Source organism: Streptomyces sp. NPDC059443, assembly GCF_042750105.1.
In the GTDB taxonomy this organism is placed as follows: Bacteria; Actinomycetota; Actinomycetes; order Streptomycetales; family Streptomycetaceae; genus Streptomyces.
The window spans coordinates 29,276-52,436 of record NZ_JBHYVM010000050.1; the positions used below are offsets into that span (position 1 = coordinate 29,276).

19 protein-coding genes are annotated in these 23,161 nt (G+C 72.9%); 11 read left to right on the forward strand and 8 right to left on the reverse strand.

The window, feature by feature from the left end:
• Nucleotides 1-59 precede the first annotated feature (59 nt).
• The 3 genes from ACFXDJ_RS33580 to ACFXDJ_RS33590 all read right to left on the reverse strand — a co-directional run bounded on the left by ACFXDJ_RS33580 (nucleotide 60) and on the right by ACFXDJ_RS33590 (nucleotide 4,337).
• A complete protein-coding gene (locus tag ACFXDJ_RS33580) occupies nucleotides 60-1,787 on the reverse strand; it encodes an LCP family protein (protein ID WP_384654374.1) in 1,728 nt (575 codons plus the stop codon).
• 222 nt (nucleotides 1,788-2,009) lie between these two features.
• Nucleotides 2,010-3,350, reverse strand: a complete 1,341-nt coding sequence (locus tag ACFXDJ_RS33585) for an LCP family protein (protein ID WP_384654371.1) — start codon at nucleotides 3,348-3,350, stop codon at nucleotides 2,010-2,012.
• A gap of 237 nt (nucleotides 3,351-3,587) precedes the next feature.
• Complete coding sequence (locus ACFXDJ_RS33590) at nucleotides 3,588-4,337, reverse strand: TIGR03089 family protein (RefSeq protein ID WP_384654368.1); 750 nt, start codon at nucleotides 4,335-4,337, stop codon at nucleotides 3,588-3,590.
• A gap of 150 nt (nucleotides 4,338-4,487) precedes the next feature.
• Here ACFXDJ_RS33590 and ACFXDJ_RS33595 point away from each other — a divergent pair, with 150 nt between their 5' ends.
• On the forward strand, nucleotides 4,488-5,942 hold the full coding sequence (locus ACFXDJ_RS33595) for a peptidoglycan recognition protein (RefSeq protein WP_384654366.1): 1,455 nt from the start codon (nucleotides 4,488-4,490) through the stop codon (nucleotides 5,940-5,942).
• Between the two features lie 20 nt (nucleotides 5,943-5,962).
• Here the strand turns inward: ACFXDJ_RS33595 and ACFXDJ_RS33600 are convergent, their stop codons facing one another.
• The 4 genes from ACFXDJ_RS33600 to ACFXDJ_RS33615 are packed head-to-tail and all read right to left on the reverse strand — an operon-like array spanning nucleotide 5,963 to nucleotide 9,925.
• Nucleotides 5,963-6,988 carry a DNA-3-methyladenine glycosylase family protein gene (locus ACFXDJ_RS33600; RefSeq protein ID WP_384654363.1) on the reverse strand — a complete coding sequence of 342 codons (1,026 nt, stop codon included), beginning with the start codon at nucleotides 6,986-6,988 and terminating at the stop codon, nucleotides 5,963-5,965.
• Between the two features lie 57 nt (nucleotides 6,989-7,045).
• Nucleotides 7,046-8,365: a coenzyme F420-0:L-glutamate ligase gene (locus tag ACFXDJ_RS33605; RefSeq protein WP_384654360.1), complete on the reverse strand. Its 1,320-nt coding sequence runs from the start codon at nucleotides 8,363-8,365 to the stop codon at nucleotides 7,046-7,048.
• Nucleotides 8,362-9,321, reverse strand: coding sequence for a 2-phospho-L-lactate transferase (gene cofD, locus ACFXDJ_RS33610; RefSeq protein WP_384654357.1), 960 nt, complete (start codon nucleotides 9,319-9,321; stop codon nucleotides 8,362-8,364). The genes ACFXDJ_RS33605 and cofD overlap by 4 nt, the downstream gene beginning before the upstream one ends.
• Nucleotides 9,322-9,379: 58 nt before the next feature.
• A complete protein-coding gene (locus tag ACFXDJ_RS33615) occupies nucleotides 9,380-9,925 on the reverse strand; it encodes a cysteine dioxygenase (protein WP_384654354.1) in 546 nt (181 codons plus the stop codon).
• Between the two features lie 660 nt (nucleotides 9,926-10,585).
• Here ACFXDJ_RS33615 and ACFXDJ_RS33620 point away from each other — a divergent pair.
• The 4 genes from ACFXDJ_RS33620 (at nucleotide 10,586) to ACFXDJ_RS33635 (ending at nucleotide 16,728) form a co-directional block, all read left to right on the forward strand.
• Nucleotides 10,586-10,849 (forward strand): WhiB family transcriptional regulator, encoded by a 264-nt coding sequence (locus tag ACFXDJ_RS33620; protein ID WP_112450237.1) that lies wholly within the window; start codon nucleotides 10,586-10,588, stop codon nucleotides 10,847-10,849.
• Nucleotides 10,850-11,149: 300 nt separating this feature from the next.
• Nucleotides 11,150-14,827, forward strand: coding sequence for a glycosyltransferase family 2 protein (locus ACFXDJ_RS33625; RefSeq protein WP_384851153.1), 3,678 nt, complete (start codon nucleotides 11,150-11,152; stop codon nucleotides 14,825-14,827).
• Entirely contained in the window at nucleotides 14,824-16,305 is a 1,482-nt protein-coding gene (locus ACFXDJ_RS33630) for a DUF5719 family protein (RefSeq protein ID WP_384851155.1), read from the forward strand. The genes ACFXDJ_RS33625 and ACFXDJ_RS33630 overlap by 4 nt, the downstream gene beginning before the upstream one ends.
• A gap of 21 nt (nucleotides 16,306-16,326) precedes the next feature.
• On the forward strand, nucleotides 16,327-16,728 hold the full coding sequence (locus tag ACFXDJ_RS33635) for a hypothetical protein (protein ID WP_384654345.1): 402 nt from the start codon (nucleotides 16,327-16,329) through the stop codon (nucleotides 16,726-16,728).
• Between the two features lie 18 nt (nucleotides 16,729-16,746).
• Here the strand turns inward: ACFXDJ_RS33635 and ACFXDJ_RS33640 are convergent, their stop codons facing one another.
• The gene (locus ACFXDJ_RS33640) at nucleotides 16,747-17,232 is read right to left on the reverse strand and encodes a metallopeptidase family protein (protein ID WP_384654342.1); all 486 of its coding nucleotides are present in this window, start codon (nucleotides 17,230-17,232) and stop codon (nucleotides 16,747-16,749) included.
• 115 nt (nucleotides 17,233-17,347) lie between these two features.
• Between ACFXDJ_RS33640 and ACFXDJ_RS33645 the strand changes: the two genes are divergently transcribed.
• The 6 genes from ACFXDJ_RS33645 (at nucleotide 17,348) to ACFXDJ_RS33670 (ending at nucleotide 23,065) form a co-directional block, all read left to right on the forward strand.
• Nucleotides 17,348-17,725 carry a DUF3499 domain-containing protein gene (locus ACFXDJ_RS33645; RefSeq protein ID WP_384654340.1) on the forward strand — a complete coding sequence of 126 codons (378 nt, stop codon included), beginning with the start codon at nucleotides 17,348-17,350 and terminating at the stop codon, nucleotides 17,723-17,725.
• Nucleotides 17,726-17,816: 91 nt separating this feature from the next.
• Nucleotides 17,817-19,187 carry a phosphomannomutase/phosphoglucomutase gene (locus ACFXDJ_RS33650; protein WP_384851157.1) on the forward strand — a complete coding sequence of 457 codons (1,371 nt, stop codon included), beginning with the start codon at nucleotides 17,817-17,819 and terminating at the stop codon, nucleotides 19,185-19,187.
• Nucleotides 19,188-19,389: 202 nt separating this feature from the next.
• The gene (locus ACFXDJ_RS33655; RefSeq protein ID WP_384654334.1) at nucleotides 19,390-19,578 is read left to right on the forward strand and encodes a Trm112 family protein; all 189 of its coding nucleotides are present in this window, start codon (nucleotides 19,390-19,392) and stop codon (nucleotides 19,576-19,578) included.
• Between the two features lie 105 nt (nucleotides 19,579-19,683).
• A complete protein-coding gene (locus ACFXDJ_RS33660) occupies nucleotides 19,684-20,817 on the forward strand; it encodes an SIS domain-containing protein (RefSeq protein WP_384654332.1) in 1,134 nt (377 codons plus the stop codon).
• Between the two features lie 37 nt (nucleotides 20,818-20,854).
• A complete protein-coding gene (gene manA, locus ACFXDJ_RS33665) occupies nucleotides 20,855-22,027 on the forward strand; it encodes a mannose-6-phosphate isomerase, class I (protein WP_384654329.1) in 1,173 nt (390 codons plus the stop codon).
• 93 nt (nucleotides 22,028-22,120) lie between these two features.
• Entirely contained in the window at nucleotides 22,121-23,065 is a 945-nt protein-coding gene (locus tag ACFXDJ_RS33670) for a cation diffusion facilitator family transporter (protein WP_384654326.1), read from the forward strand.
• The last annotated feature ends 96 nt before the right edge of the window (nucleotides 23,066-23,161 follow it).

Consider the following 23,161-nt stretch of genomic DNA (forward strand, 5'->3'; position numbering starts at 1 on the left):
TCCGACCGTTCCGGAATGCTATGTGGTGCTCGGGTACGGCCCGGTGGCCGCCCCGTCGGTCACTTCGCGCAGACCGACTTGTCCGCCTCGACCCGCTGGATGTCCTCGGGCGCCTTCTGCGGAGCCGTCTGGGAAACCCCGGCCCCCTTGAAGTCCGCGCCGAGCGTCAGCTTCATCGGAGTCTTGGGTGCGGCGTCGGCCGTGCCCATCTTCAACGCCGTCGCCGGAAGTCCCATCATGTCCGCCAGCGCCCGGGCCTGGTCGGCCTGGTTGGGCGCGTACTCCAGCTGCGTGGTGTCCACCTTGGCGGGCGCGTTGCCCAGGTTCCCGGACTTCAGCACCCCCTTGGTGTTCTGCAGCCAGGTCAGCGTGGAGGAAGCGGAACCGGCCGGCCCGCCGCCGTTGTAGACGTCCACCCGGACGTCCTTGGCCGCGGCGCGGGGTCCCTGCATGAGCGCGTCCAGCTTCGCCTGCTCCTGCGCGCCGGCCGCGTCCTTCGCGGCCTGCTCCTTCTTCTCGACCTCCGTCAGCGAGACGTCCCCGCGGATCATCTCCAGCAGCGGATCGGCCTGCCCCGAGTTGATCACCACGGTGGCCTTCTTGCCGACCGGCTCCGCCGGGTTGTCGAGAACCGGAAGAGTGGTGAAGGTGATGTTCTTGAGCGGGATGTCCTTCAACTCACCGGCAAGATCAGTGAGTTTGCCGATAGACCCTATTCCCGAGTCCACGCCCAGCGATTTGGTGGCCGCTTCGGCGAGGGAGAAGAACTTCTGCGGACTCGTCAGCGTCTGCTTCGACTTCATTTCCCGCATCATCGAACTGAGGAACTGCTGCTGGGTCTTGATGCGGTCGAGGTCGCTGCGGTCGCCGAAGGCGTGCCGGGTCCTTACGAAGGCCAGCGCCTCCTCGCCCTGCAGCCGGTGTTCGCCCGCCGACAGCTTGAGCTTGGAGTCCTTGTCGTCCACGGCCTTGTCCAGGCAGACCGGCACTCCGCCGACCGCCGTGCTCAGGTTCTTCACCGCGTTGAAGTCGGCCATCATGAAGTGGTCGACCTGGATCCCGGTGAGTTCCTTGACCGTGCGCATCGTGCAGCCCGGGTCGCGGCCCTCCTGCCCGAGGCTGGTGTTGAAACGCACGCCGTGCTCGCCGGCGATGTTCTTCGTCGACCCGTCCGGCTGCTTCGTGGGACAGGCCGGCACGTTGGTGATCAGGTCGCGCGGGATGGACAGCGCCGTGGCGTTGGAGCGGTCCTTCGCGACGTGGAAGAGGATCGTGGTGTCGGCGTGGCCGACGCTGCCGGAGTCCCCGTAGCCCTCGTTGCCCGCACCGCTGCGCTTGTCGGTGCCGATGACCAGGATGTTGATCGCCTGGTCCTTCTTGAAGCCGCCGCTCGAACCGGCGTTGCCGACGTCGGTGACCTTGAGGTTGCCGTTCAGGTGGTCGTAGTACAGGTACCCGGCGATCGACCCGACGACCAGCACGAACGCCAGGGTTCCGCCGGTGATGACCAGGATCTTCTTGCTCCGCCCGCCGCCTCCGCCCTTGCGCGGGCGCCCGCCGCGCCGGCCTCCGCCGGGCGGGGCGTCACCGCGGCGCGGTCCGGGGACGGCCGGGGAGGCGGGGGAACCGGGGGTTCTGCGCGGTGTGGTGCCGGGTGCGCGGCGCTGCGCGGGCGCTTGCGCAGCGGATTGTTCCAGTCGCAGTTCGTAGTTGCCGGTGCGGGGGTTGAGCACCCACTGGTCTGCGGGGTCGATCTCGTCGGCCCGTCCACGGCTTTGCGCATCCACGGTTTGCTCGAATCCTCCGTCGGTGCTTCGCGACGCGCCTCCCCAGGGCGCCCGGTCAACGATCCGGCTGCTGGTGTGCGGCCTCGGTACTGGCCGGTCACCGGATCGCTCACCTTATCCGGACAGCTCCGTCGCAAACCATGCTGGTGATGAATTCCACGCTCTTACAACGGGGCAATCGCCTCAACAAGCTCGGCCCCGGCACCGGCTTTTGGTATTGCTTTACCGGCAGTCGGCCACGCCCGCGGTGGTTCCGGTGAAGGTGGGGACGGGCGTGGGGGCGTCAGCGCTTCCGTCTCCGTCGGCTTTACCGGGAGCCTTCGCGGTCGCCTTCCCGTCCGCTCCGCTCTCCGCGGCCCGGTCGCTCTGAGGAGTGGACCGGGGTGTTGACCGGGGGGTGGAAACGGGCGCGGAAGCGGGTGCGGAAGCAGCTGCGGAGGTGGAAGCGGAAGCGGAAGCGGGCCCGGAAGGGTCGGCCGGCCGGGGTGTGGGCTCGGGCGGCGCGATGCTCAGCGGCTCGTCCGCCCGCAGCCGCTTGAACAGCTGGCTCGCGTCCGGTTCCCGCAGCTCGTCCCGGTTCGCGTCGGCGGCGTACGGCCGGCGCGGCACCGTCAGGAACTTGATCTGGTCGGTCGGGATGTCGCGCATGCCCCGTACGAGCTCGTACAGCCCCCGCAGCGAGGCCAGCCCCGGGTCCGTGGTCACCGAGGAAGTGGCGGCGTCCAGCAGCGGATAGAGCTTCGCGGGATTGAGCAGCACTCCGCTGCTCTGCACCTTCTTCACGAGCGAGCCGAGGAACAGCTGCTGGCGCTCCATGCGCTCGGTGTCGCTGCCGTTGCCCAGGCTGTAGCGGGCCCGTACGAAGCCCAACGACTGCTCGCCCTGCAAGGTCTGGCGTCCGGCCGGCAGCTTCAGCTGGGCCTCCGGGTCGTCCACCGGCCGTTTCAGGCAGACCTCCACCCCGCCGACGGCGTCCACCATCTTCTTGAACCCGCTGAAGTCCACCACCATGTGGTGATCGACCCGGATCCCGGTCAGCGCCTCCACCGTACGGATCGTGCAGGCCGCCCCGCCCCACTCGAACGCCCCGTTGAACTGGGCGAACTGCTCCGTGGTGCGGCTCCCGTCCGGCTTCAGGCAGGCGGGTATCTCCGCCATCAGGTCCCGCGGTATCGACACCGCCGTCATGCTCTTCCGGTCCGCCGGCAGGTGCAGCAGGATCGTGGTGTCCGAGCGCTGGGTCCCCTCGTCCTGCCCGTAGCGGGAGTTGCCCTCGCCGGAGCGGGAGTCCGAGCCGATCAGCAGGATGTTCTGCGCGCCGCCCGCCAGGTGGACCGGGCGCTCCCGGTCGTAGCGGCGCAGCTCGGCGGCGGCGGAGGTGTCCTCGGTGATGTTCCCGTCGAGCTTGGAGTAGACCCACCAGCCTCCGGCCACCCCGGCGAGGACGAACAGGGAGGTCCCGATCCCGGCCCAGCGCAGCAGCCGGCGCCTACGGCCGTTCGGAGGCTTCGGAGTGCCTCCGGCCGCTTCGGTGCCGCCCGGTATGCCCGCGCTGTCCGTCACTCGCGTTCCGTCCCCTCACCCGTCCCGGCAGGCCGTACGGGTGAGCACGGCCTTAGCCGATCGTGCCCCCGGGTTGCCCAGGCGGCCCGGGGGCAGGGCCCTGTACTGGGCCATGTGGGTGACAAATCGCCCGCGGACGCCGTTGGGCGGTGTGGGTGACGGGGTACGGCCGGACGGGGCGGGCGGTCCCGCCGTGCCGGGCAGCGCGGCGGCCGGACGGCCGGGGCGGCGCGGCGGTCAGACGGTGTGGGTGACGCGCTCGCTCTCGATCCGCTGCGCCAGCCCCTCGGCCGGCAGCCGGTCCAGGTTCCGGCACAGCACCACGGAGCCGCCGGTGGCGAGAGCCGCGTAGAGCCCGGCGCAGAGCCCCTCCCAGCCGTCGTAGCCGAGCCCGGTCAGCACGCGCGAACCCTCCCCGAGGCCGAGCTTCGCCGCGTCCTCGCGTGCCCGCTCGCAGATCCGGGCGTACGAGAGCTCCTCGCCGCCGACCACCAGGCCCGGGCCGTCCGCGTCCACCGGCTGGAACGGCGCGAACCGGTCGCCCTGCCCCGGCACCTCCACGGCATAGTCCGCGAACCCGGCGGGCGGCTGCGGGAACCGCCCGCCCAGCGGCCGCAGAGCGAGCGCGACCCGCTCGCCGGAGCAGGCCAGGGCCGCGTCGAGGGTGTCCGGCCCCGAGACGACGAGGTCCGCGTCGGCCGGATCCCCGCCCACCTCGGCGACGACTCCGACCGAGGTGCAGGCGAGCAGCCACACCGCGCTCTGCCAGTGCGCGGGGAGCAGCAGGGCGAGCCGGTCGCCGGGCTCCGCGCCCAGGTCGCCCTGGAGCAGATTGGCGGTCTTGGCCACCCAATTGGCGAAGGTGGCGACGGACAATTCGACGCGCTCGCCCGTGGCATCGTCGTAGAAGGTGACGAGCGGGCGGCCGGGATCGGCGGCGAGCGCGGATCGCAGCAGGTCGGCAGGGGTGCGGTCAGTGGCGTTCACGCCCCAGAGCCTACGCGGGACCCGGCGGCCCCCTCCTCCGTACGGCGGCAGCGCGGTCCCCCGTACGGCGGAGGGGTACAGGGGGCTCCATCAGACGGAGCGTCAGTTCTCGGATGGCGAGCGCCGCCGGGAGTCCCCAGCATCCTTTCCATGCGTGGATTCCTTGCTTCCTCGATCGGCGTCGCGACGGCTGCCGTACTGGCCCTGCCGCTCGCGCTCCCCACTACGGCCCTGGCGGCCACGGCGACGGCCCCGGCCGCGCAGGCCGCCCCCGAGGCACCCGCGGCCCCCGCCGGGTCCACCGAGTCGGTGCCGCTCGTCCCCCTGGGACCCGCGGCGGACCGCAGCCCCGGCGTCCCCGGAATGAGCGCCTCGCCCCGCCTGCCCGAGACGCAGGGCCTCGGCGCGCGCGACGCCAGGACCTTCTCGCTCGTCGGCGTCGTCTGGGACGACGCGAGCAGCCGGCTCGACGGCCGCGTCCAGGTCCGTACCCGCTCCGCGACCACCGCGGCCTGGTCCGACTGGCAGGACGTCGAAAACCACAACAGCGAACACGCCGCCGACCCCGGCACGGCCGAACGCGGCTCCGGCCGGGTCCGCGGCAGCACCGCCCCGCTCTGGGTCGGCCCGTCGAACGGCATCCAGGTCCGGGTCCGGGCGGAGGGCGGCACCCACGAGTACACCAAGCTCCCGCGGGGCATGCGGATCGAAATGGTCGACCCCGGGGACACCTCCGGCCGCCCGGCGGCGGACGCCAAGAACGGCGCGGGGCCCGAGACGGCGCCCGGTGTGGGGCCCGCGCCGGGACCCGCGGGCGAAGGCGACGACAAGGGCGAACTGCCGCTGCTCCCCGGCATGACCATGGAGATGACGGAGTCCTCCTCCGTCAACGTCCCCATGGCCCCCCTCGGCGCCAACGAGATCACCTCCCTCAACAAGGCCGACTCCACCGCCGACGCGGTCCTCGCCGACAGCTCGCTGAGCGCCGCCGCCCGCCCCTTCATCGGCCCGCGCCCGCGCATCGTCACCCGCAAGGGCTGGGGCGCGGACGAGAGCCTGCGCGAGCGGGGCTTCGTCTACACGAACACGGTCAAGGCCGCCTTCGTCCACCACACCGCCTCCGGCAACGGCTACGCCTGCAAGGACGCCCCGGCGGTGCTGCGCAGCCTGTACCGCTACCACGTGGTCAGCGAGGGCTGGCGGGACATCGGCTACAACTTCGCCGTCGACAAGTGCGGCACGGTCTACGAGGGCCGGGCGGGCGGGGTCGCCAAGCCGGTGATGGGCGCGCACACCATGGGGTTCAACACGGACAGCATGGGCGTCGCGGTGATCGGCACCTTCACCAACACGGCCCCGCCGAAGGCGGCGGTCGACGCGGTGGCCCGCCTCACCGCGTGGAAGCTCGGCCTCTTCGGAGCGGACCCCCGCGCGAAGACCACGCTGCGCTCGGGCGGCGGCAACCTCTACCCGAAGGGCAGCAGCGTCCGCCTGAACGTCATCTCCGGCCACCGCGACGGCTTCGCCACGGAATGCCCGGGCCGACTGCTCTACGGGGAACTCCCCCCGACCCGCGTTTCATCGGCGAAGCTCCAGGGCCGCTAGGGCCGTGGTTCACCGGGGGCTCAGAGCCTCCCGATGTCCCCCCGGGGCATCCGGGGGGTGCGGCGGGGCGGGACCGCGGCCGGGCCGGCCAGCAGGATCAGGCGGGCCGCGCGGTGGCGCTGGCCGGCGTACGGGGCGAGGAGCTCCAGCATGGTCGCGTCGTCGGCGTCCCGGTCCCCGGCGAGGGCGTAGCCGACGATGCCCGGGAGGTGCAGGTCGCCGGTGGTGACGGCGTCGGGGTGGCCGTTGCTGCGCTGGAGGGTCTCGGCGGAGGTCCACGGCCCGATGCCGGGAACGGCCTGGAGCCGCGCGGTGGCGGCGGGCAGGTCCATGGCGGCGGCCTCTTCGAGGCGGGCGGCGACGCGGGCGGCGCGGACGATGGTGGCGGAGCGCTTGGAGTCCACGCCGGCCTTGTGCCAGTCCCAGGAGGGGACCATCGCCCAGGTGCGGGGCGTCGGGGGGACGTACAGGCCCTGCTCCGGGCCGGGGGCGGGCTCGCCGTACTGGATGACCAGGCGGCGCCAGGCGCGGTACGCCTCGTCGGTGGTGACCTTCTGCTCCAGGATCACCGGGATCAGGGACTCCAGGACCAGGCCGGTACGGGTCAGCCGCAGACCGGGGCGGCGGCGGTGACTGGCGTGCAGCAGCTTGTGACGGGGTATGAAGGCGGCCGGATCGTCGGCGGCGCCGAGCAGCTCGGGAAGCCGGTCGAGCACCCAGTCGGCGCCGGGCCCCCACGCTTCGGCGAGGACCTCCCGTTCCTGCGCGGCCACCCTGAGGGTGGCGGGACCGGCGGGGGTCCGGCTGGCCCGCCAGACCGCGCCGTTCGCGGCCCGGAAGGTGGGATCGGCGGGCCCCCGCCGAAGCGGCCCGAGCACGAGCCCGAGGTCGACGGGCCCGGGCGGACTCCAGACCCGGCTCCTGCCGGTGCCGGTACCGGTGGCCGGATCCCCCGGCGGCGGCTGCTGCCTCTGCGCGGCCGGCGGCACGTCCGTGCGGCCGCCGCGGATCGCGGTGCGGGTGAGGGGGTCGAAGCGGCCGGCCATGCCTTGAGCGTAGCCCTGCGGGGCTCGTCCCCTACCCGCCCTTCCCGGCGGTCGGTGTCAGCGGACCTCGATGAAGTCCTCCGACGCGCGGGCCGGGCGCTGCGGCGGCGAAGACGCGGGGTGGCCCACCGCCACCGCGCCCATCGGGTCCCAGTGCTCCGGCAGGCCCAGGACCTTGCGGACCACGTCACGGCAGAACATCGTCGAGGACACCCACGCGGAGCCCAGCCGTTCCCCGGCCAGCGCGACCAAGAAGTTCTGCACGCCCGCGCCCATGGCCACGACGAACATCTCCCGCTCCGCCGCGTCCCGCCGCGCGTGCCCGTAGTCGTGCGCGCCGTCCGTCACCATGCACGGCACCACCAGGTACGGCGCGGCCCGCAGGACCTCGCCCCGCCGGACCCGCTTCGCGATGGACTCCTCGGACTTGCCGTCGCGCCGCAGGTCCGCGATCCACGCGTCCCGCATCGCGTCGAGGAGTTCCAGCCGGGCCCCCGCCGACTCCAGCAGGACGAAGCGCCACGGCGTCGTGTGGTGCGGAGCCGGGGCCGTCACGGCCGCCGCGACCGCCCGGCGGACCGCGCCCGGGTCCACCGGCTCGGAGGTGAAGGCCCGTACGGTACGGCGCTGGGTCACGGCCTCCCGTACCGCCTCCGAGGTGCCCAGCCGGAACATGTCGTCCGCGGGGGAGCGGACCAGGTCCGCCGCCGAGGAGCCCTCGCCGAGCACGTGCGCGAGGCCCCGTACGACCGCCACCGGCAGCCCCGAGGACTTCCCCTTGACCAGGTCGCCCGCGGAGGCCAGCTCGTCCGCGGTCGCCACGATCGTCGCGCTCAGCGGGTTCCCGTGGGCGTCGGTGCCCCCGCGCAGGTCGTCGAGGACCCGTACGCCCGCCGAGCCGATCGCCACGTCCGTGAGCCCGGTGCGCCACGGCCGCCCGAAGGTGTCCGTCACGATCACGCCCACGTCGACGCCGAGCGCCTCCCGCAGCCCCGCCCGGATCGCGGCGGCCGAGGCGTCGGGGTCCTCGGGCAGCAGCAGGACGGTGCCGGCGGCGGTGTTCGAGGCGTCGACCCCGGCCGCGGCCATGACCAGGCCCTGCCGGTTCTCCACGATCCGCAGCGGACCCCGGCGCGCGACGACCCGTACGGTCTCGGCGTCTATCGCGGCCTCGCGCGAGTCGGCGCGGACGATCCGGCCCTCCGCCTTGGAGACGATCTTCGAGGTGACGAGCAGGACGTCCCCGTCGCGCAGGGCGGGCCCGGCGGCCGCGATCAGCGCCGCCAGGTCGTCGCCGGGCCGCACCTCCGGGATCCCGCCGAGCGCCCGCACCTCGTACGAGGGGAGGTCCGGGTGAGGAGCGTGCGGGGCGGTCACCGGGAGGCCTCCGCCAGTTCCAGCGCGGCCCGCGCCATCGCCGCGGTGGCCTCCAGGTCGGTCATCATCAGCGGAACCGCCCGGCACGTGATGCCGGCGGCCTCCACCTCCGCGACGGCGTCCGCGTCCGCGGTGTCCACGAGCCAGCCGTCGAGCAGCCCGGTGCCGTAGTGCAGGGCGACGGCGGCGGCGGTGGACTCCACGCCGACGGCGGCGAGCACCTTGTCGGCCATCCCGCGCACGGGAGCGCCCCCGATGATGGGGGAGAGGCCCACGACGGGCGCCGCGGCGGCGGCCACGGCCTCGCGGATCCCGGGCACGGCGAGGATGGTGCCCACCGAGACCACGGGGTTGGACGGCGGGAAGACGATCACGTCGGCGGCCGCGATGGCCTCCAGTACGCCGGGCGCGGGCTTGGACTGCTCGGCGCCCACGGGGACGACGGCCTCGGCGTCCACGGCCGCGCGCATCCGCACCCAGTACTCCTGGAAGTGGATGACCTTGCGCTCGCCGGTCCCGGGTTCGGTGATCGCGACGTGGGTCTCGACCCGGTCGTCGGACATGGGGAGCAGCCTGACGCCGGGCTGCCAGCGGTCGCAGAGGGCCTCGGTGACGGCGCTGAGCGGGTAGCCCGCGCCGAGCATCTGCGTTCGGACGATGTGGGTGGCGAAGTCGCGGTCGCCGAGGCCGAACCAGGTGGGTCCGACCCCGTACGCCGCGAGTTCCTCCTTGACGGTGAAGGACTCGTCGGTGCGGCCCCAGCCCTGGTCCTCGTTGATGCCACCGCCGAGGGTGTACATCACCGTGTCCAGATCGGGGCACACCTTGAGCCCGAACAGGTGAATGTCGTCACCGGTGTTGCCGATGACGGTGATGTCCGCGTCGGGAACCGCCGACTTGAGTCCGCGGAGGAAACGGGCGCCGCCGATGCCGCCGGCCAGAACAACAATGCGCATGCAGCGCAGTCTGTCAGGCCGGTTGCGGCGGGCCGCGCTCCGGTGGGACCGAGGCGACTCAGACCGTGACGGCCTGCGGCCGGGCCGGGGCGCAGTTGTGCATCGGCATCTCGGTCAGACCGGGGAAGTACACGTGCAGGCTGACCGCCCCTTCGAGGCCGTCGTTGGCGACCTCGTGGGCGTAGCCGGGGGCGAAGACCCGCTGGGAGCCGGCACGCAGGGTGAGCGGGCCGCGGGCTGTGTGCTCGGTGAGCTCCCCGTCCAGGACGGTCAGCACGCCGGAGGACGGGCCGTGGTCGTGCAGGCCGCTGCCCTGGCCGGGGACCCAGCTGAGCAGCCAGACCTCGTAGCCGGGGCCGGTGCGCAGCCGGTGGTACCAGCGGGTGGTGGCGTCGTAGCGGACCAGGTGCTCCCACTGGGAGCGGTCCCCGGCGATGGAGCGGGCGAGGCCCACGAACTCGGCGACGGTGGCCGGATGCTCGCGGGCGGGCCGCAGGAGGTGCTGGACGGAGAGGATGTCGCCGGCGATCTGGAGGTCGCTCTCGACCATCGCGGGGGCGGCGGCGGGGGTGGCCGTGGGGGGCAGGGTGCTGGTGCTGTTCATCGGGGGGTTCCTCGACGGATGTCAGTCGTGCAGGCGGTTGCTGTGGGGGGCCGGGCTGGAGCTCAGCGGAGCCGGAGCTCCGTAGGCATCAACAGCTGCAACAGCAACAGCGAACCTGGGCAGCGCACAGGAACCCACGAATGGGGGTCCGGGTGGCGGCTGAGGGCGCTGACATGGCAACAAGAAGACCGGTTGAAGGGCCGGACTGTCAACCCAATGTCCGATTTGGTAGAAAAGTTTCACCTCATCCGGTTACCGTGCCCGGAGAAAGGTTTGTGCACTCCCCACCAGGGGATGTGGCGCTGCAAGTCGCGCCACAACTGCTGTGGCCGTCTCAAACCTGTCAAGAGGTGCGATGTCGCCCTGTGGCTGAAATGTGATCTACGCCGCTTCTTAGGCTGGATCGGAACCACACCACAGAGTGACGCGTCGACTACAGGGGAGAGGGTGTCGCGCGTGATGCGTGTGGCATGTGTCACGATTTTTGGCGATATGAACACTTTCTGCATAGGCTTGGTTCCGCAGAGTGAATAAGAGGCCCAATAGCAGATCTCGGCTTGACTGCGCTGGAGCCTCGCACTTGTAATTTCACTCGTGTCGTTACGTAGCGATGAGTAACGGCAACACCACGGGGACGCACAGACAGAGCGAGGGGCGCACATGACCGAGCTGGTTCAGGAACTGCTGGTCGAGGAGGCGGACGAAGAGCTCGGATGGCAGGAGCGAGCTCTCTGCGCCCAGACCGACCCCGAGTCCTTCTTTCCGGAGAAGGGCGGCTCCACCCGCGAGGCCAAGAAGGTCTGCCTCGCGTGCGAAGTCCGCTCCGAATGCCTTGAGTACGCCCTCGCCAACGACGAGCGATTCGGCATCTGGGGCGGCCTGTCCGAGCGCGAGCGCCGGCGTCTGAAGAAGGCCGCCGTCTGAAACGCCCTCGGCGCGCGGCGATCGGCGCCTACGGCACCGCGCACGACGACATATCCGACGGCCCGGCCGCCGGCATAGCAACACAAATCGCAGTACAACGACCAGCACGGCAAGCAGCACGACCAGCAGTACAACGAGCAGCACAACGAGCGGTACAACGAGCAGAACAAACGGTCCGCCTCCCGCACCTTCCCCGCAGGAGGCGGACCGACTTGTTCCCAGCCGTTAGTGTGGGGCGCTGTCCAGCAGCCTCCGAGGGCACACCACCCCCGGACCCCCGGCCGGAGGGCCCGTACCGCGATGTCCCTGCACAGCCAGTCGAGCGCCTCCCACCAGGCTGCCGCCGCACCAGAGTTCCCCCGGCACGTCGTCACCGCGGTACTCGTCGCCCACGACGGCTCCCGCTGGCTGCCCCGGACCCTCGCGGGCCTCCTCGGTCAGGAGCGCCCCGCCCAGAACCACATCGCCGCCGACACCGGCAGCGCCGACGACTCCGCGCGCCTGCTCGGCGAAGCCCTCGGCGACGAACGCGTCCTCCACCTCGCCCGCCGCACCGGCTTCGGCGCAGCGGTGGAGGAGGCCGCCCGCACCGCGGGCACCCTGAGCCCCGAAGACCTCCCGTACCTCAAGCGCCCCTCCGGCTGGGACCCCGTCAGCCGCACCTGGCGCGACGACAACTACGACCTCCCCGAACTGCCCCACGGCGAACCCGTCCAGTGGCTCTGGCTGCTCCACGACGACTGCGCACCCGAGCCCGACGCCCTCGCCGAACTCCTGCGCGTGGCCGAGGAGAACCCCGACGCCGCCGTCATCGGCCCCAAGCTGCGCGGCTGGTACGACAAGAAGCAGCTCCTCGAAGTCGGCGTCACCATCGCCCGCAGCGGCCGCCGCTGGACCGGGCTCGACCGCCGCGAACAGGACCAGGGCCAGCACGACCAGGTCCAGCCCGTCCTCTCCGTCTCCACCGCCGGCATGCTGGTCCGCCGCGACGTGTACGACGCCCTCGGCGGCTTCGACCGCCGACTGCCCCTCATGCGCGACGACGTCGACCTGTGCTGGCGGGCCCAGAGCGCCGGCCACACCGTCCTCATCGCCCCCGACGCCGTCGTCCGGCACGCCGAGGCCTCCGCCCGCGAACGCCGCACCGTCGACTGCGCCGGCCGCACCAGCGCCAGCCCGCACCGCGTCGACAAGGCCGGCGCCGTCTACACGATGCTGGCCAACAGCTCCGGCCGCGCCCTCCCGTACGTCCTGCTCCGCGTCCTCGTCGGCACCGTCCTGCGCGCCCTCGCCTACCTCATCGGCAAGGCACCCGGACAGGCCGTCGACGAGATCACCGGCCTCCTCGCCACCCTGCTCCGCCCCGGCCGCATCCTCGGAGCCCGCCGTAGACGAGGGCGTCCCGCCGTCCCCGCCAAGGAACTCCGCCCCCTCTTCCCGCCGCCCGGCGCCACCCTGCGCGCCAACGCCGAACAGCTCGCGGGCTACTTCGGCGCCGACCGCGACACCGAGAGCAACAACGCGGGCCGGCACGGCGGAGCCGTCGAATCAGGACCCGGCGGAGACGACGCCGACTACCTGGAGATCGAACAGTTCGCGCGCATCAAGCGGATCGCCCGCAAGCCCGCGCCCGTCCTCTTCGGCCTCCTCCTGCTCGTCTCCGTCGTCGCCTGCCGCTCCCTCCTCGGCGGCGGCGCCCTCATGGGCGGAGCCCTGCTCCCCGCCCCCGGCAGCGGACTCGCCCTCTGGCACGTCTACGCCGACGACTGGCAGCCCGTCGGCACCGGCACCACCACCGGCGCACCCCCCTACCTCGCGGTCCTCGGAGCCCTCTCCACCCTGCTCTTCGGCTCCACCAACGCCGCCCTGACCCTGCTCCTCGTCTGCTCCGTCCCGCTCGCCGGACTCACCGCCTACTTCGCCTCCCGGCCGCTCGTCGAATCCCGGCTGCTGCGCGCCTGGGCCGCCATCGCCTACGCCTTCCTGCCCGCCGTCACCGGAGCCCTCGCCGGCGGCCGCCTCGGCACCGCCGTCCTCGCGATCCTGCTCCCGCTCATCGCCCGCTCCGCCGTCGCCGCCCTCGGATTCGGCGGCGCGGCAGGCTCCGACGGCCCCGGAGGCAGCTGGCGTTCGGTCTGGACCTACACCCTCCTGCTGACCCTGGCCACCGCCTTCACCCCCGTCGTCTGGCCGCTCGCCGCCGCACTCGGAGCCGCCGCCCTGGTCCTGCGCCGCGCGCACTGGAAGACGTACGGCCCGCGCCTCCTCGCGACGCTCGCCGTGCCGCTCCTGGCCCTCGCGCCCTGGTCGCTGAGCCTGCTCCTGCACCCCGCCCGCTTCCTGCGCGAGGCCGGACTGCCCTACGGGGCCGGCTCGGCCACCGCCCTGGACCTGCTCGGCATCAGCCCCGGCGGACCCCGGACCGCCGGCGGGCTGATCCTCATCGGCATCGTGCTCGCCGCGCTGGGCGCCCTGCTGCGCACCGACCGGCAGTTCGCCGTCCGCACCGCCTGGGCCGCCGCGCTCGCCGCGCTCGTCCTCGCCGTCCTCGTCAACCGCACCACTTGGGCCGGCCCCGCCACCCTCGTCTACGGACTCGCCCTGCTGGCCGCCGCCGCCATCGGCGCCGACGGAGCCAAGGAACGCGTCGCCGCCCGCAGCTTCGGCTGGCGCCAGCCGCTCGCCGCCCTCATCGCGCTGGCCGCCGCCGCCGGACCCCTGATCGGCGCGGCCGGCTGGATGCTCAGCGGCGCCGCCGGACCGCTGGAGCGCCGCGACCCCGTACAGGTCCCCGCCTTCGTCGCCGAAGAGAGCGGCACCCGCGACCAGGCCCGCACCCTCGTCATCGGCGCCACCTCGCCCGCCGCCCTCTCGTACAGCCTCGTCCGCGGCTCCGGCGGCCGCCTCGGCGACGCCGAACTCGCCGCCCAGGCAGGCAGCGACAGCCGCCTCGACAAGGTCGTCTCCAGCCTCGTCGCCGGATCCGGTGCCGACCAGACCGACCAGCTCGGCGGCTTCGCCATCCGCTACGTCCTGGTCCGCGACGGAGCCCCGCAGCAGATCGGCCGCGTCCTCGACGCCACCCCCGGCCTCAGCCGGCTCAGCAAGCTCGAAGGCAGCGCCCTGTGGCGCGTGGACCGGCAGGTCGCCAGGGCCGTCATCGTGCCCGCCAAGGACGGCGAGGCACCCGTCCCCGTCGCCTCGGGACCCGTCGAGGCCCACACCAAGATCCCGGCGGGCGAGGCGGGCCGCACCCTGCGCATCGCCGACAAGGCGGCCCCCGGCTGGCAGGCCACCCTGGACGGCAAGCCCCTCAAGGCCAAGACGCTGGACGGCTGGGCCCAGGGCTTCGAACTCCCCGCCGCCGGCGGCCGTCTCGACCTCGTCCACCGGGACGCCCTCACCCGGTCCGCCTGGCACTGGGCGCAGGGCCTGCTCGCCCTCGTGCTCCTGGTCATGGCCCTCCCGGGCCGCCGTACCAGCCTCGACGACGACCTCCCCGAGGAGGAGACCGCGCCCGCCGAGGAGGCCGGCGAGGGCCGCCGCGCCCGCCGGCTGCGCGAGCAGTCCGAGGCGGAGGCCGAAGCCCCCGCCGAGGCGGCCGTCGCGGCCGACCCGTACGCGCAGATCCCGCAGCAGCAGGTGTACGGGGACGACGCGTACGCCTACCAGCAGGCGTACGGGGACCAGGGCGGCTATGCCTACGGCCAGCAGGAACCGCAGCAGCCCCAGCCGCAGCAGCCGCAGTACGAGCAGCCGCAGTACGAGCAGCCGCAGTACGAGCAGCCGTACGAGCCCTACCCGTACACGCAGCAGCAGCCGCAGCAGTACGGGGAACAGCAGCCGTACCAGGAGCACCAGGCAGCGCAGCCCCACGAGCAGCAGTACGAGCAGTACCCGTACGAGCCGTACGACACCTATGGACAGCAGCACGACGGACAGCACGCCCCGCGTCCGGACGGGAGCCCCCAGCAATGAAGCAGCGCGTACCCCTGACGCTCGCCGCCGTGACGGCCGCGCTGGCCGCCGTCACCGGCCTGGCCACGCTCATCGCGCCCGCCGCCGACGGCGCCCCCGCCGCGTCCGGCAAGGGCGCGGCCCGGATGCCGGTGGAGCGGTCCCTGCTGGTGTGCCCCGCGCCCAGCACCTCGGACATCGCCGAGACCGTGTACACCTCGATCACCCCGGGCGCGGCCGCCGCCGGCGGCAAGGGCACGGCCCGGCTGCTGGGCGCGACCAAGGAGGCCAAGCCCGTACTGGAGCTCAAGGAGCCCGGAAAGCCCGTGGGCGCCAAGGCCTCCGGCGCCGAGGCCCCCGCGCTCACCGGCACCGCCGACGGGGTCCTGGCCCCCGGCTGGACCGCGCAGCAGACCACCGTGGTCTCGGTCGGCCGCACCCGCGGACTCCTCGGCGCCGCTTGCACCGCCCCCGGCACCGACTTCTGGTTCCCCGGCGTGAGCACCGCCAAGGGGCGCGAGGACTACGTTCACCTCACCAACCCCGACGACAACGCCGCCGTGGTGGACATCAAGCTGTTCGGCCCGGACGGGGCGGTCAAGGCCGAGGCGGGCACCAGCGAGAACATCCGCATCGACCCCAAGTCCAGCAAGGCCATCTCCCTGTCCTCCATCGCCCCCGGCGCACAGCTCGCGGACCTCACCGCGCACGTGACCACCCGCGCGGGCCGGGTCGGGGCCACCACCCAGTCGGGCGAGGAAGGCGTCGGCTCCGACTGGCTGCCCGCCTCCGTCGACCCGACGGGGACGCTGGTCATGCCGGGCATCCCGGCGGACGCCACCAACGTACGGCTGGTCGTCTTCGCCCCGGGCGAGGAGGACGCGGACCTCAGGATCCGCCTCGCCGGCGCGACCGGCTCCATCAGCCCGGCGGGCAACGAGCAGATCCACGTCAAGGCCGGGATGACCGCGAGCGTCGACCTCAAGGACGTCACCCGCGGCGAACCGGGCTCGCTCGTACTGGCCCCGGCCGAAGGCAAGAAGGCCGTCCCGGTGGTCGCGGCGCTGCGGGTGGTCCGCGGCAGCGGCGCCAAGCAGGACGTCGGCTTCATCCAGGCGGCCGCTCCGGTGGGCCCGCGGGCGACCGTGGCCGACAACCGCACCGACGAGAACGCGACGGTGCTGTCGCTGACTGCGTCCGGATCCGACGCCAAGGTCAAGGTGACGGCCTCACCGGGCACGGAGGGCGGCGAGCAGGCCGGCCAGGAGGTCACCGTCAAGGCGGGCACGACCCAGAACGTGACGCTCGCCCCGGCGGGCGGCAAGGGCTCCTACGCGCTGACGGTGGAGACCGTCTCCGGCGGCCCGGTCTACGCGGCCCGCACCCTGACGCTGGCACGCGACGGGACCCCGATGTTCACGGTCCAGACCGCGTCGGACGACCACGCGACGGTCTCGGTCCCCAAGGCCGCGCAGGATCTGTCGGTCCTCACGGACTGAACGGCCGCGTACCGTGGACGCATGAGTTTCGAAGAAATACTGGGCGAGGTCATGGCCACCAGCGACCGGTTCGGACACCGTCAGCACGTACACCTCACCTGGCTCGCCGTCCGCCGCCACGGCGTGCCCGCGGCGACCGGACTCGTAGCCGAGGGCATCCAGCGCACGGCCACCGCGGCCGGCGCCCCGCAGAAGTACCACGCGACGATGACCCGGGCCTGGGTCGAGCTGGTCGGCCACGCGGCCGGGGACGCCGAGGGCACCGAAGCCGCTGACTTCGATGCCTTCGCCGACCGTCACCCCGACCTGTTCGACAAGGACCTGCTGTCCCGGTACTACCGCCCCGAGACCCTGGCGGCCGGCAAGGAGACCTGGGCGGAGCCCGACCTCGCGCCCTTCCCGGCGCAGCGCCTGACGGCCTGAGCCAGGGTCCGATCCGACCTAGTCCTGCCCGTACCGCGGGTCCACCGTCTCCGGTGACAGGCCCAGCAGCTCGGCCACCTGCTCCACCACGATCTCGTGCACGAGCATCGCCTTCTCGTCCCGCGTCTTCGTGCGGATCTCCACCGGCCGCCGGAACACCACGATCCGCGCAGGCCGCCCGTCCCCGGCCTCGGCCAGACCCCCCAGCGGTACCGCCTCGTCGTTCCAGCCGGCGTCCGCGCCGCCCGGCGGGCCGGGGACGTCGCCGACCATGAACTCCACCTCCGCCAGCTGCGGCCAGCGCCGCTCCAGCCGCTCCACGGAATCCCGTACGAGGTCGCCGAAGAGCTCCGCCCGGCTCGCCGACAGCGGCACCTGCGGAGGGGCCACCGGCCCGCGCATCCCCCGCCCGTGCCGGTCGCGCCGCCGCACCCGCGGTTCGCCGCCGGCGGCGGAGGCGTCGGGAAGGGGCGGGGGAAGGGGAGGCAGGGTGCTGTCCGTCACCCCCGCAGCGTAGCCCGCACACCCCCGCCGGGGCGGGGGTGATCAGCCGACACGGGGGAGCGGCCGGGGGGAGAGTCGTCGCGGCCCGGTCAAGAGTGCGGTACCGTCCAACGTCGTGAGCCTTGTACGTCGCTGTTCGCGCACTGCGTGCGGCCGCCCTGCCGTCGCGACACTGACGTACGTCTACGCCGATTCGACCGCAGTTCTCGGCCCGCTCGCCACCTACGCCGAACCACACTGCTATGACCTGTGCGCCGAGCATTCGGAGCGCATGACCGCCCCGCGCGGCTGGGAGGTCGTACGTCTCACCGACGGTTCCCCGCCCTCCCGCCCCACCGGCGACGACCTCGAAGCCCTCGCCAACGCCGTACGCGAAGCCGCCCGCCCTCCGGAGCGCACGGCCGAAGCCCGGGGCGGCACGGGCCAGGGCGGTCCCGCCACGGGCGAGACCCGGCGCGGACACCTGCGGGTCCTGCGCTCACCGGACTCCTGACGTTCATCCGACTGTTCTGATCGTCCGACTGACGGATGCGCCTCCACGGTAGGTTGTGCCCCACCGCACATCACCCTCAGGAGGGCAGGCAGTGGCCACCGATCTATCGAACATCGTCAAGGCGTACGACGTACGAGGCGTTGTACCGGACGAGTGGGACGAGCCCCTGGCCGAACTGTTCGGTGCCGCGTTCGTAGAGGTCACCGGCGCGAGCGCGATCGTCATCGGCCACGACATGCGGCCCTCCTCGCCCGCCCTGTCCGGCGCCTTCGCCCGCGGCGCCGCCGCCCGCGGCGTGGACGTCACCCTGATCGGGCTGTGCTCCACCGACCAGCTGTACTACGCCTCCGGCAAGCTGAACCTGCCCGGCGCGATGTTCACGGCCTCCCACAACCCGGCCCGGTACAACGGCATCAAGCTCTGCCGCGCCGGCGCCGCCCCGGTCGGCCAGGACACCGGCCTCTCCACCATCCGCGAGCTCGCCGAGAAGTGGAGCGACGAGGGCGCCCCCGCGATCCCCGCCGGCACCGTCCCGGGCACCGTCACCGAGCAGGACACCCTCACCGGCTACGCCGAGCACCTCAAGGGCCTGGTGGGCCTCACCGCCATCCGCCCGCTGAAGGTCGTGGTCGACGCGGGCAACGGCATGGGCGGCCACACCGTCCCCACCGTCTTCGAGGGCCTCCCCCTGGACCTCGTGCCCATGTACTTCGAGCTGGACGGCACCTTCCCCAACCACGAGGCCAACCCCCTCGACCCGAAGAACATCGTCGACCTCCAGGCCCGCGTGAAGGCCGAGGGCGCCGACCTCGGCATCGCCTTCGACGGCGACGCCGACCGCTGCTTCATCGTCGACGAGCGGGGCGAGGGCGTCTCCCCGTCCGCCATCACCGCCCTGGTCGCCGCCCGCGAGCTGGCCCGCAACGGCGGCGCCGGCACCGTGATCCACAACCTGATCACCTCCTGGTCCGTACCCGAGGTCGTCCGCGAGCACGGCGGCACCCCGGTCCGCACCCGCGTCGGCCACTCCTTCATCAAGGAGGAGATGGCGAAGACCGGCGCCATCTTCGGCGGCGAGCACTCCGCGCACTACTACTTCAAGGACTTCTGGAACGCGGACACCGGCATGCTCGCCGCGCTCCACGTCCTCGCGGCCCTCGGCGGCCAGGACGGTCCCCTCTCCGCCCTGGTCTCCTCCTACGACCGCTACGCGGGCTCGGGCGAGATCAACTCCACGGTCGCCGACCAGGCGGGCCGCCTGGCCGCCGTCAAACAGACGTACGGGGGCCATCAGGACGTCACCCTGGACGAACTGGACGGCCTTACGGTGACCAGCACGGACTGGTGGTTCAACGTACGAGCCTCCAACACCGAGCCGCTGCTGCGACTGAACGTCGAGGCCCGCGACACGGTGACCCTCGCCAAGGTCCGCGACGAGGTACTGGCCCTGATCCGGGCCTAGTTCCGCGGGCGGGCCGCAGACTCCGGGCCCGCCCGCACCCGCAGGCCCCGGCCCGGCAAAAATCAGCCCCGCCGGCGATTGGGGCGCGGGGTCCGGGGCGGAGCCCCGGCAACGGCGCCGCACCGACACTTCCGGCCCGCACCGCACATGACTCGGCGGTACGCTGACCTGGCCCGTCCGTATCCCGAAGGGAAGCGCCCCCATGCCGCTCGAAGCCGGTCTCCTGGAGATCCTCGCCTGCCCCGCCTGCCACGCCCCCCTGGAAGACAAGTCGGCCGACGCGGAGACCCCCGAGCTGATCTGCACCGGTGGCCGCGAATGCGGCTTGGCCTACCCGGTCCGCGACGGCATCCCGGTGCTCCTGGTGGACGAGGCGCGCCGACCCGCCTGACCTGCCACAGCCACCCCGCGCAAACGCTGAGACTGGTAACCGTCACCGTCACCACCCTGGTTCCGTCACCACTGGTCACGTCACAGACATAGCCGGAGGCCGCCAATGCTCGACGAGTCGCTCCTCGACGCACCGGACGATCTCGCCCGCGCCGACCGCCGCGGCCTGCTCCGCGGCGCCGCAGACGCCGGGGCCCGGGTGCGCACCGCGGCCCGGCACGCCACCGAGGCGGGCCTCGCCGACCTGCGCCCCGACGGCCGCCCCCGCGCGGTCCTCATCGCCGGGCCCGGCACCGCCGCGACCGGAGTCGCCGACCTGCTCGGAGCGCTCGCCGGAGCCTCCGCGCCCGTCATCAGGCTCCACCCCACCGGCGTCGCCCACGCCGCCGGGGCCCTGCGCTGGACCCTGCCCGGCTGGGCCGGTCCCGTCGACCTGCTGCTCATCGCCACCACCGACGGGACCGAGCCCGGCCTCGCCGTCCTCGCCGAGCAGGCCTACCGGCGCGGCTCCACCGTCGTCGCCGTGGCCCCCGAGCGCTCGCCGCTCAGCGAAGCGGTGGACGGAGCGCACGGACTCCTCGTACCGATGGCGAAAGCCCCGTACCAGGAGTATGACGAGTCGGCCGCCGCCGGACCCGGGGCCCTGTGGGCCCTGCTCACCCCGCTGCTGGTGCTCCTGGACCGGGTCGGCCTGATCGCCGCAGCCCCCGGCACCCTGGAGGCCGTGGCCGACCGGCTCGACCGCACCGCCGCCCGCTGCGGCCCCGCCATCGCCACCTACTCCAACCCGGCCAAGACCCTCGCCTCCGAGCTCGCGGACTCCCTCCCGCTCATCTGGAGCGAGGGCACCGGAGCCGGAGCGGCCGGCCGCCGCTTCGCCGCCACCCTCGCCGAGCTCGCCGGCCGCCCCGCACTGGCCGCCGACCTCCCCGAGGCCCTGCCGGCCCACGGAGTCCTGCTCGCCGGCTCCTTCGCCGCCGGCGCCGATCCCGATGACTTCTTCCGCGACCGAGTGGAAGAACCGCAGGCCCTCCGCGCACGCATCGTCCTGCTGCGCGACCGGCCCGCAGGCGGACTGACAGCCGCCCCTGCCGCACGCGAGCTCGCCCTCAGCCACGACACGGCCATCAGCGAGCTCGAACCGGAGGAGGGCACCGAGCTGGAACAGCTCGCCGAACTCCTCGCCGTCACGGATTTCGCCACCGCCTACCTGGCGCTGGCCTCCGGGGGACACAGCTGAGGCGCGCCCGCGCGCCTCTGACCCAGGAAGACGACCGATGGACCGCCTCACGAACACGATCCGCCCCTACGCCTGGGGATCCACCACCGCGATCCCGCGGCTCCTCGGAGTCGAGCCCACCGGTGAGCCCCAGGCCGAGATGTGGATGGGCGCCCACCCGGGCGCGCCCTCCCGCCTCGACCGGGGCGCCGGCGAGACCACCCTCTCGGACGTCATCGCAGCCGACCCCGAGCGCGAGCTGGGAGCCGCGGCCGTCGCCAAGTTCGGCCCCCGGCTGCCCTTCCTCCTCAAGCTCCTCGCCGCGGGCGCCCCGCTCTCCCTCCAGGTCCACCCCGACCTGGCACAGGCCAGGGCGGGCTACGAGGACGAGGAACGGCGCGGCGTCCCGATCGACGCGGGCCACCGCAACTACAAGGACCCCAACCACAAGCCCGAGATGATCTGCGCGCTCACCCCCTTCGACGGGCTGTGCGGATTCCGCCCGCCGCTGGAGGCCGCCGAGCTGCTGGAGGGCCTCGGCGTCGACTCCCTCAAGCCCTACGCCGACCTCCTGCGGGCCCACCCCGAGGAAGCGGCCCTGCGCGAGGTGCTCACCGCCGTACTGACCGCCGACCGCACCGAGATGGCCCGTACGGTCACCGAGGCCGCGGCCGCCGCCGTACGGCTCGGGGGACCGTACGAGCCGTACGCCACGCTCGTCCACGACTACCCGGGCGACCCGGGCGTGATCGCGGCCATGCTGCTCAACCACGTCCGGCTCCAGCCCGGCGAAGCCATGTTCCTCGGCGCCGGAGTCCCGCACGCCTACATCGACGGCCTCGGCGTCGAACTGCTCGCCAACTCCGACAACGTGCTGCGCGCCGGGCTCACCCCCAAGCACGTGGACGTCCCGGAGCTGCTGAAGGTGACCGTCTTCGCGCCCAGCGACCCGGGAGTGATGCGCCCCGAGGGCAACGGCGAAGAGGTCTACGAGACCCCCATCGACGAATTCCGGCTCTCCCGCTTCGTCCTGGCCCCCGGCGGCACCGCCCGGGTGCTGCCCGACACCACCCCGCAGATCCTGCTGTGCACGGCGGGCTCCCCGAAGGCCGCCTCCCCGGTGTCCGGCGAACTGACGCTGGCCCCGGGGGAGTCGGTGTTCGTGCCGGCGGGCGAAAAGGCCGAACTGTCCGGAACCGGCACCGTCTTCCGGGCCACGGTGGTGGTCTGACGTACCGTCCCTCTCGGTGGCTGTGAGAATCTGCGGCCGTAGCGCGGCGCCCCGGACCGGGGCGCCGCACCGAGGAAGGGACACATCGCAACCATGAGCGCGTCGGGCGGTACCAAGGCGATCGTGGCGGCACTCGCCGCCAACCTCGCCATCGCTGTAGCCAAGTTCGTGGCCTGGTTCTTCAGCGGCTCCTCGTCGATGCTCGCGGAAGGCGTCCACTCGCTCGCGGACTCCGGCAACCAGGGCCTGCTGCTGCTCGGCGGCAAGAAGGCCCAGCGCGAGGCGACGCCGGAGCACCCCTTCGGATACGGGCGCGAGCGCTACATCTACGCCTTCCTCGTCTCCATCGTGCTGTTCACCGTCGGTGGCATGTTCGCCATCTACGAGGGCTACGAGAAGATCCACGACCCGCACGAGATCACGCACTGGTACTGGCCGGTCGGCGTCCTCGTCTTCGCGATCGTCGCGGAGTCCTTCTCCTTCCGCACCGCGATCAAGGAGTCGAACGAGATCCGCGGCAGCCTCTCGTGGAGCCAGTTCATCAAGCGCGCCAAGGCCCCCGAGCTCCCCGTGGTCCTCCTGGAGGACTTCGGCGCCCTCATCGGCCTGATCCTCGCCCTCGCGGGCGTCGGCCTCGCCCTGGCGACCGGCAACGGCGTCTGGGACGGCATCGGCACCCTGTGCATCGGCGTGCTGCTCATCGTCATCGCCATCGTGCTCGCCGCCGAGACCAAGTCCCTGCTGCTCGGCGAAGCCGCCGGCACCGACGAGGTCGAGAAGATCAAGGCCGCCGTCGTCGACGGGGACACCGTCACCGGCGTCATCCACATGCGCACCCTGCACCTCGGCCCCGAGGAGCTCCTCGTCGCCGCGAAGATCTCCGTCCAGAGCGACGACACGGCGACCGAGGTGGCCAACGCCATCAACGCCGCCGAGGCCCGCATCCGCGCGGCGGTGCCGATCGCCCGCGTGATCTACCTCGAACCCGACATCTTCAACGCCGAGGCCGCGGCGAAGGGCACCAACCCGGGCCACTGAGCCCGCGCCCGACGCACCGAGGCGCGCCGGCGCGTGGGGGCGGGCGCGGGGCCGCTCTGATATAAAATATTCTTCCGCACCATTCCTTAATGTATG

What these genes read in the sequence shown, in the direction of transcription:
- ACFXDJ_RS33595 (WP_384654366.1), top strand. Translation starts at nt 4,488, where the DNA reads ATGCGTGGATTCCTTGCTTCCTCGATCGGCGTCGCGACGGCTGCCGTA.
- ACFXDJ_RS33600 (WP_384654363.1), bottom strand. Translation starts at nt 6,988, where the DNA reads ATGGCCGGCCGCTTCGACCCCCTCACCCGCACCGCGATCCGCGGCGGC.
- cofD (WP_384654357.1), bottom strand. Translation starts at nt 9,321, where the DNA reads ATGCGCATTGTTGTTCTGGCCGGCGGCATCGGCGGCGCCCGTTTCCTC.
- ACFXDJ_RS33615 (WP_384654354.1), bottom strand. Translation starts at nt 9,925, where the DNA reads ATGAACAGCACCAGCACCCTGCCCCCCACGGCCACCCCCGCCGCCGCC.
- ACFXDJ_RS33620 (WP_112450237.1), top strand. Translation starts at nt 10,586, where the DNA reads ATGACCGAGCTGGTTCAGGAACTGCTGGTCGAGGAGGCGGACGAAGAG.
- ACFXDJ_RS33625 (WP_384851153.1), top strand. Translation starts at nt 11,150, where the DNA reads ATGTCCCTGCACAGCCAGTCGAGCGCCTCCCACCAGGCTGCCGCCGCA.
- ACFXDJ_RS33630 (WP_384851155.1), top strand. Translation starts at nt 14,824, where the DNA reads ATGAAGCAGCGCGTACCCCTGACGCTCGCCGCCGTGACGGCCGCGCTG.
- ACFXDJ_RS33635 (WP_384654345.1), top strand. Translation starts at nt 16,327, where the DNA reads ATGAGTTTCGAAGAAATACTGGGCGAGGTCATGGCCACCAGCGACCGG.
- ACFXDJ_RS33655 (WP_384654334.1), top strand. Translation starts at nt 19,390, where the DNA reads ATGCCGCTCGAAGCCGGTCTCCTGGAGATCCTCGCCTGCCCCGCCTGC.
- ACFXDJ_RS33660 (WP_384654332.1), top strand. Translation starts at nt 19,684, where the DNA reads ATGCTCGACGAGTCGCTCCTCGACGCACCGGACGATCTCGCCCGCGCC.
- manA (WP_384654329.1), top strand. Translation starts at nt 20,855, where the DNA reads ATGGACCGCCTCACGAACACGATCCGCCCCTACGCCTGGGGATCCACC.
- ACFXDJ_RS33670 (WP_384654326.1), top strand. Translation starts at nt 22,121, where the DNA reads ATGAGCGCGTCGGGCGGTACCAAGGCGATCGTGGCGGCACTCGCCGCC.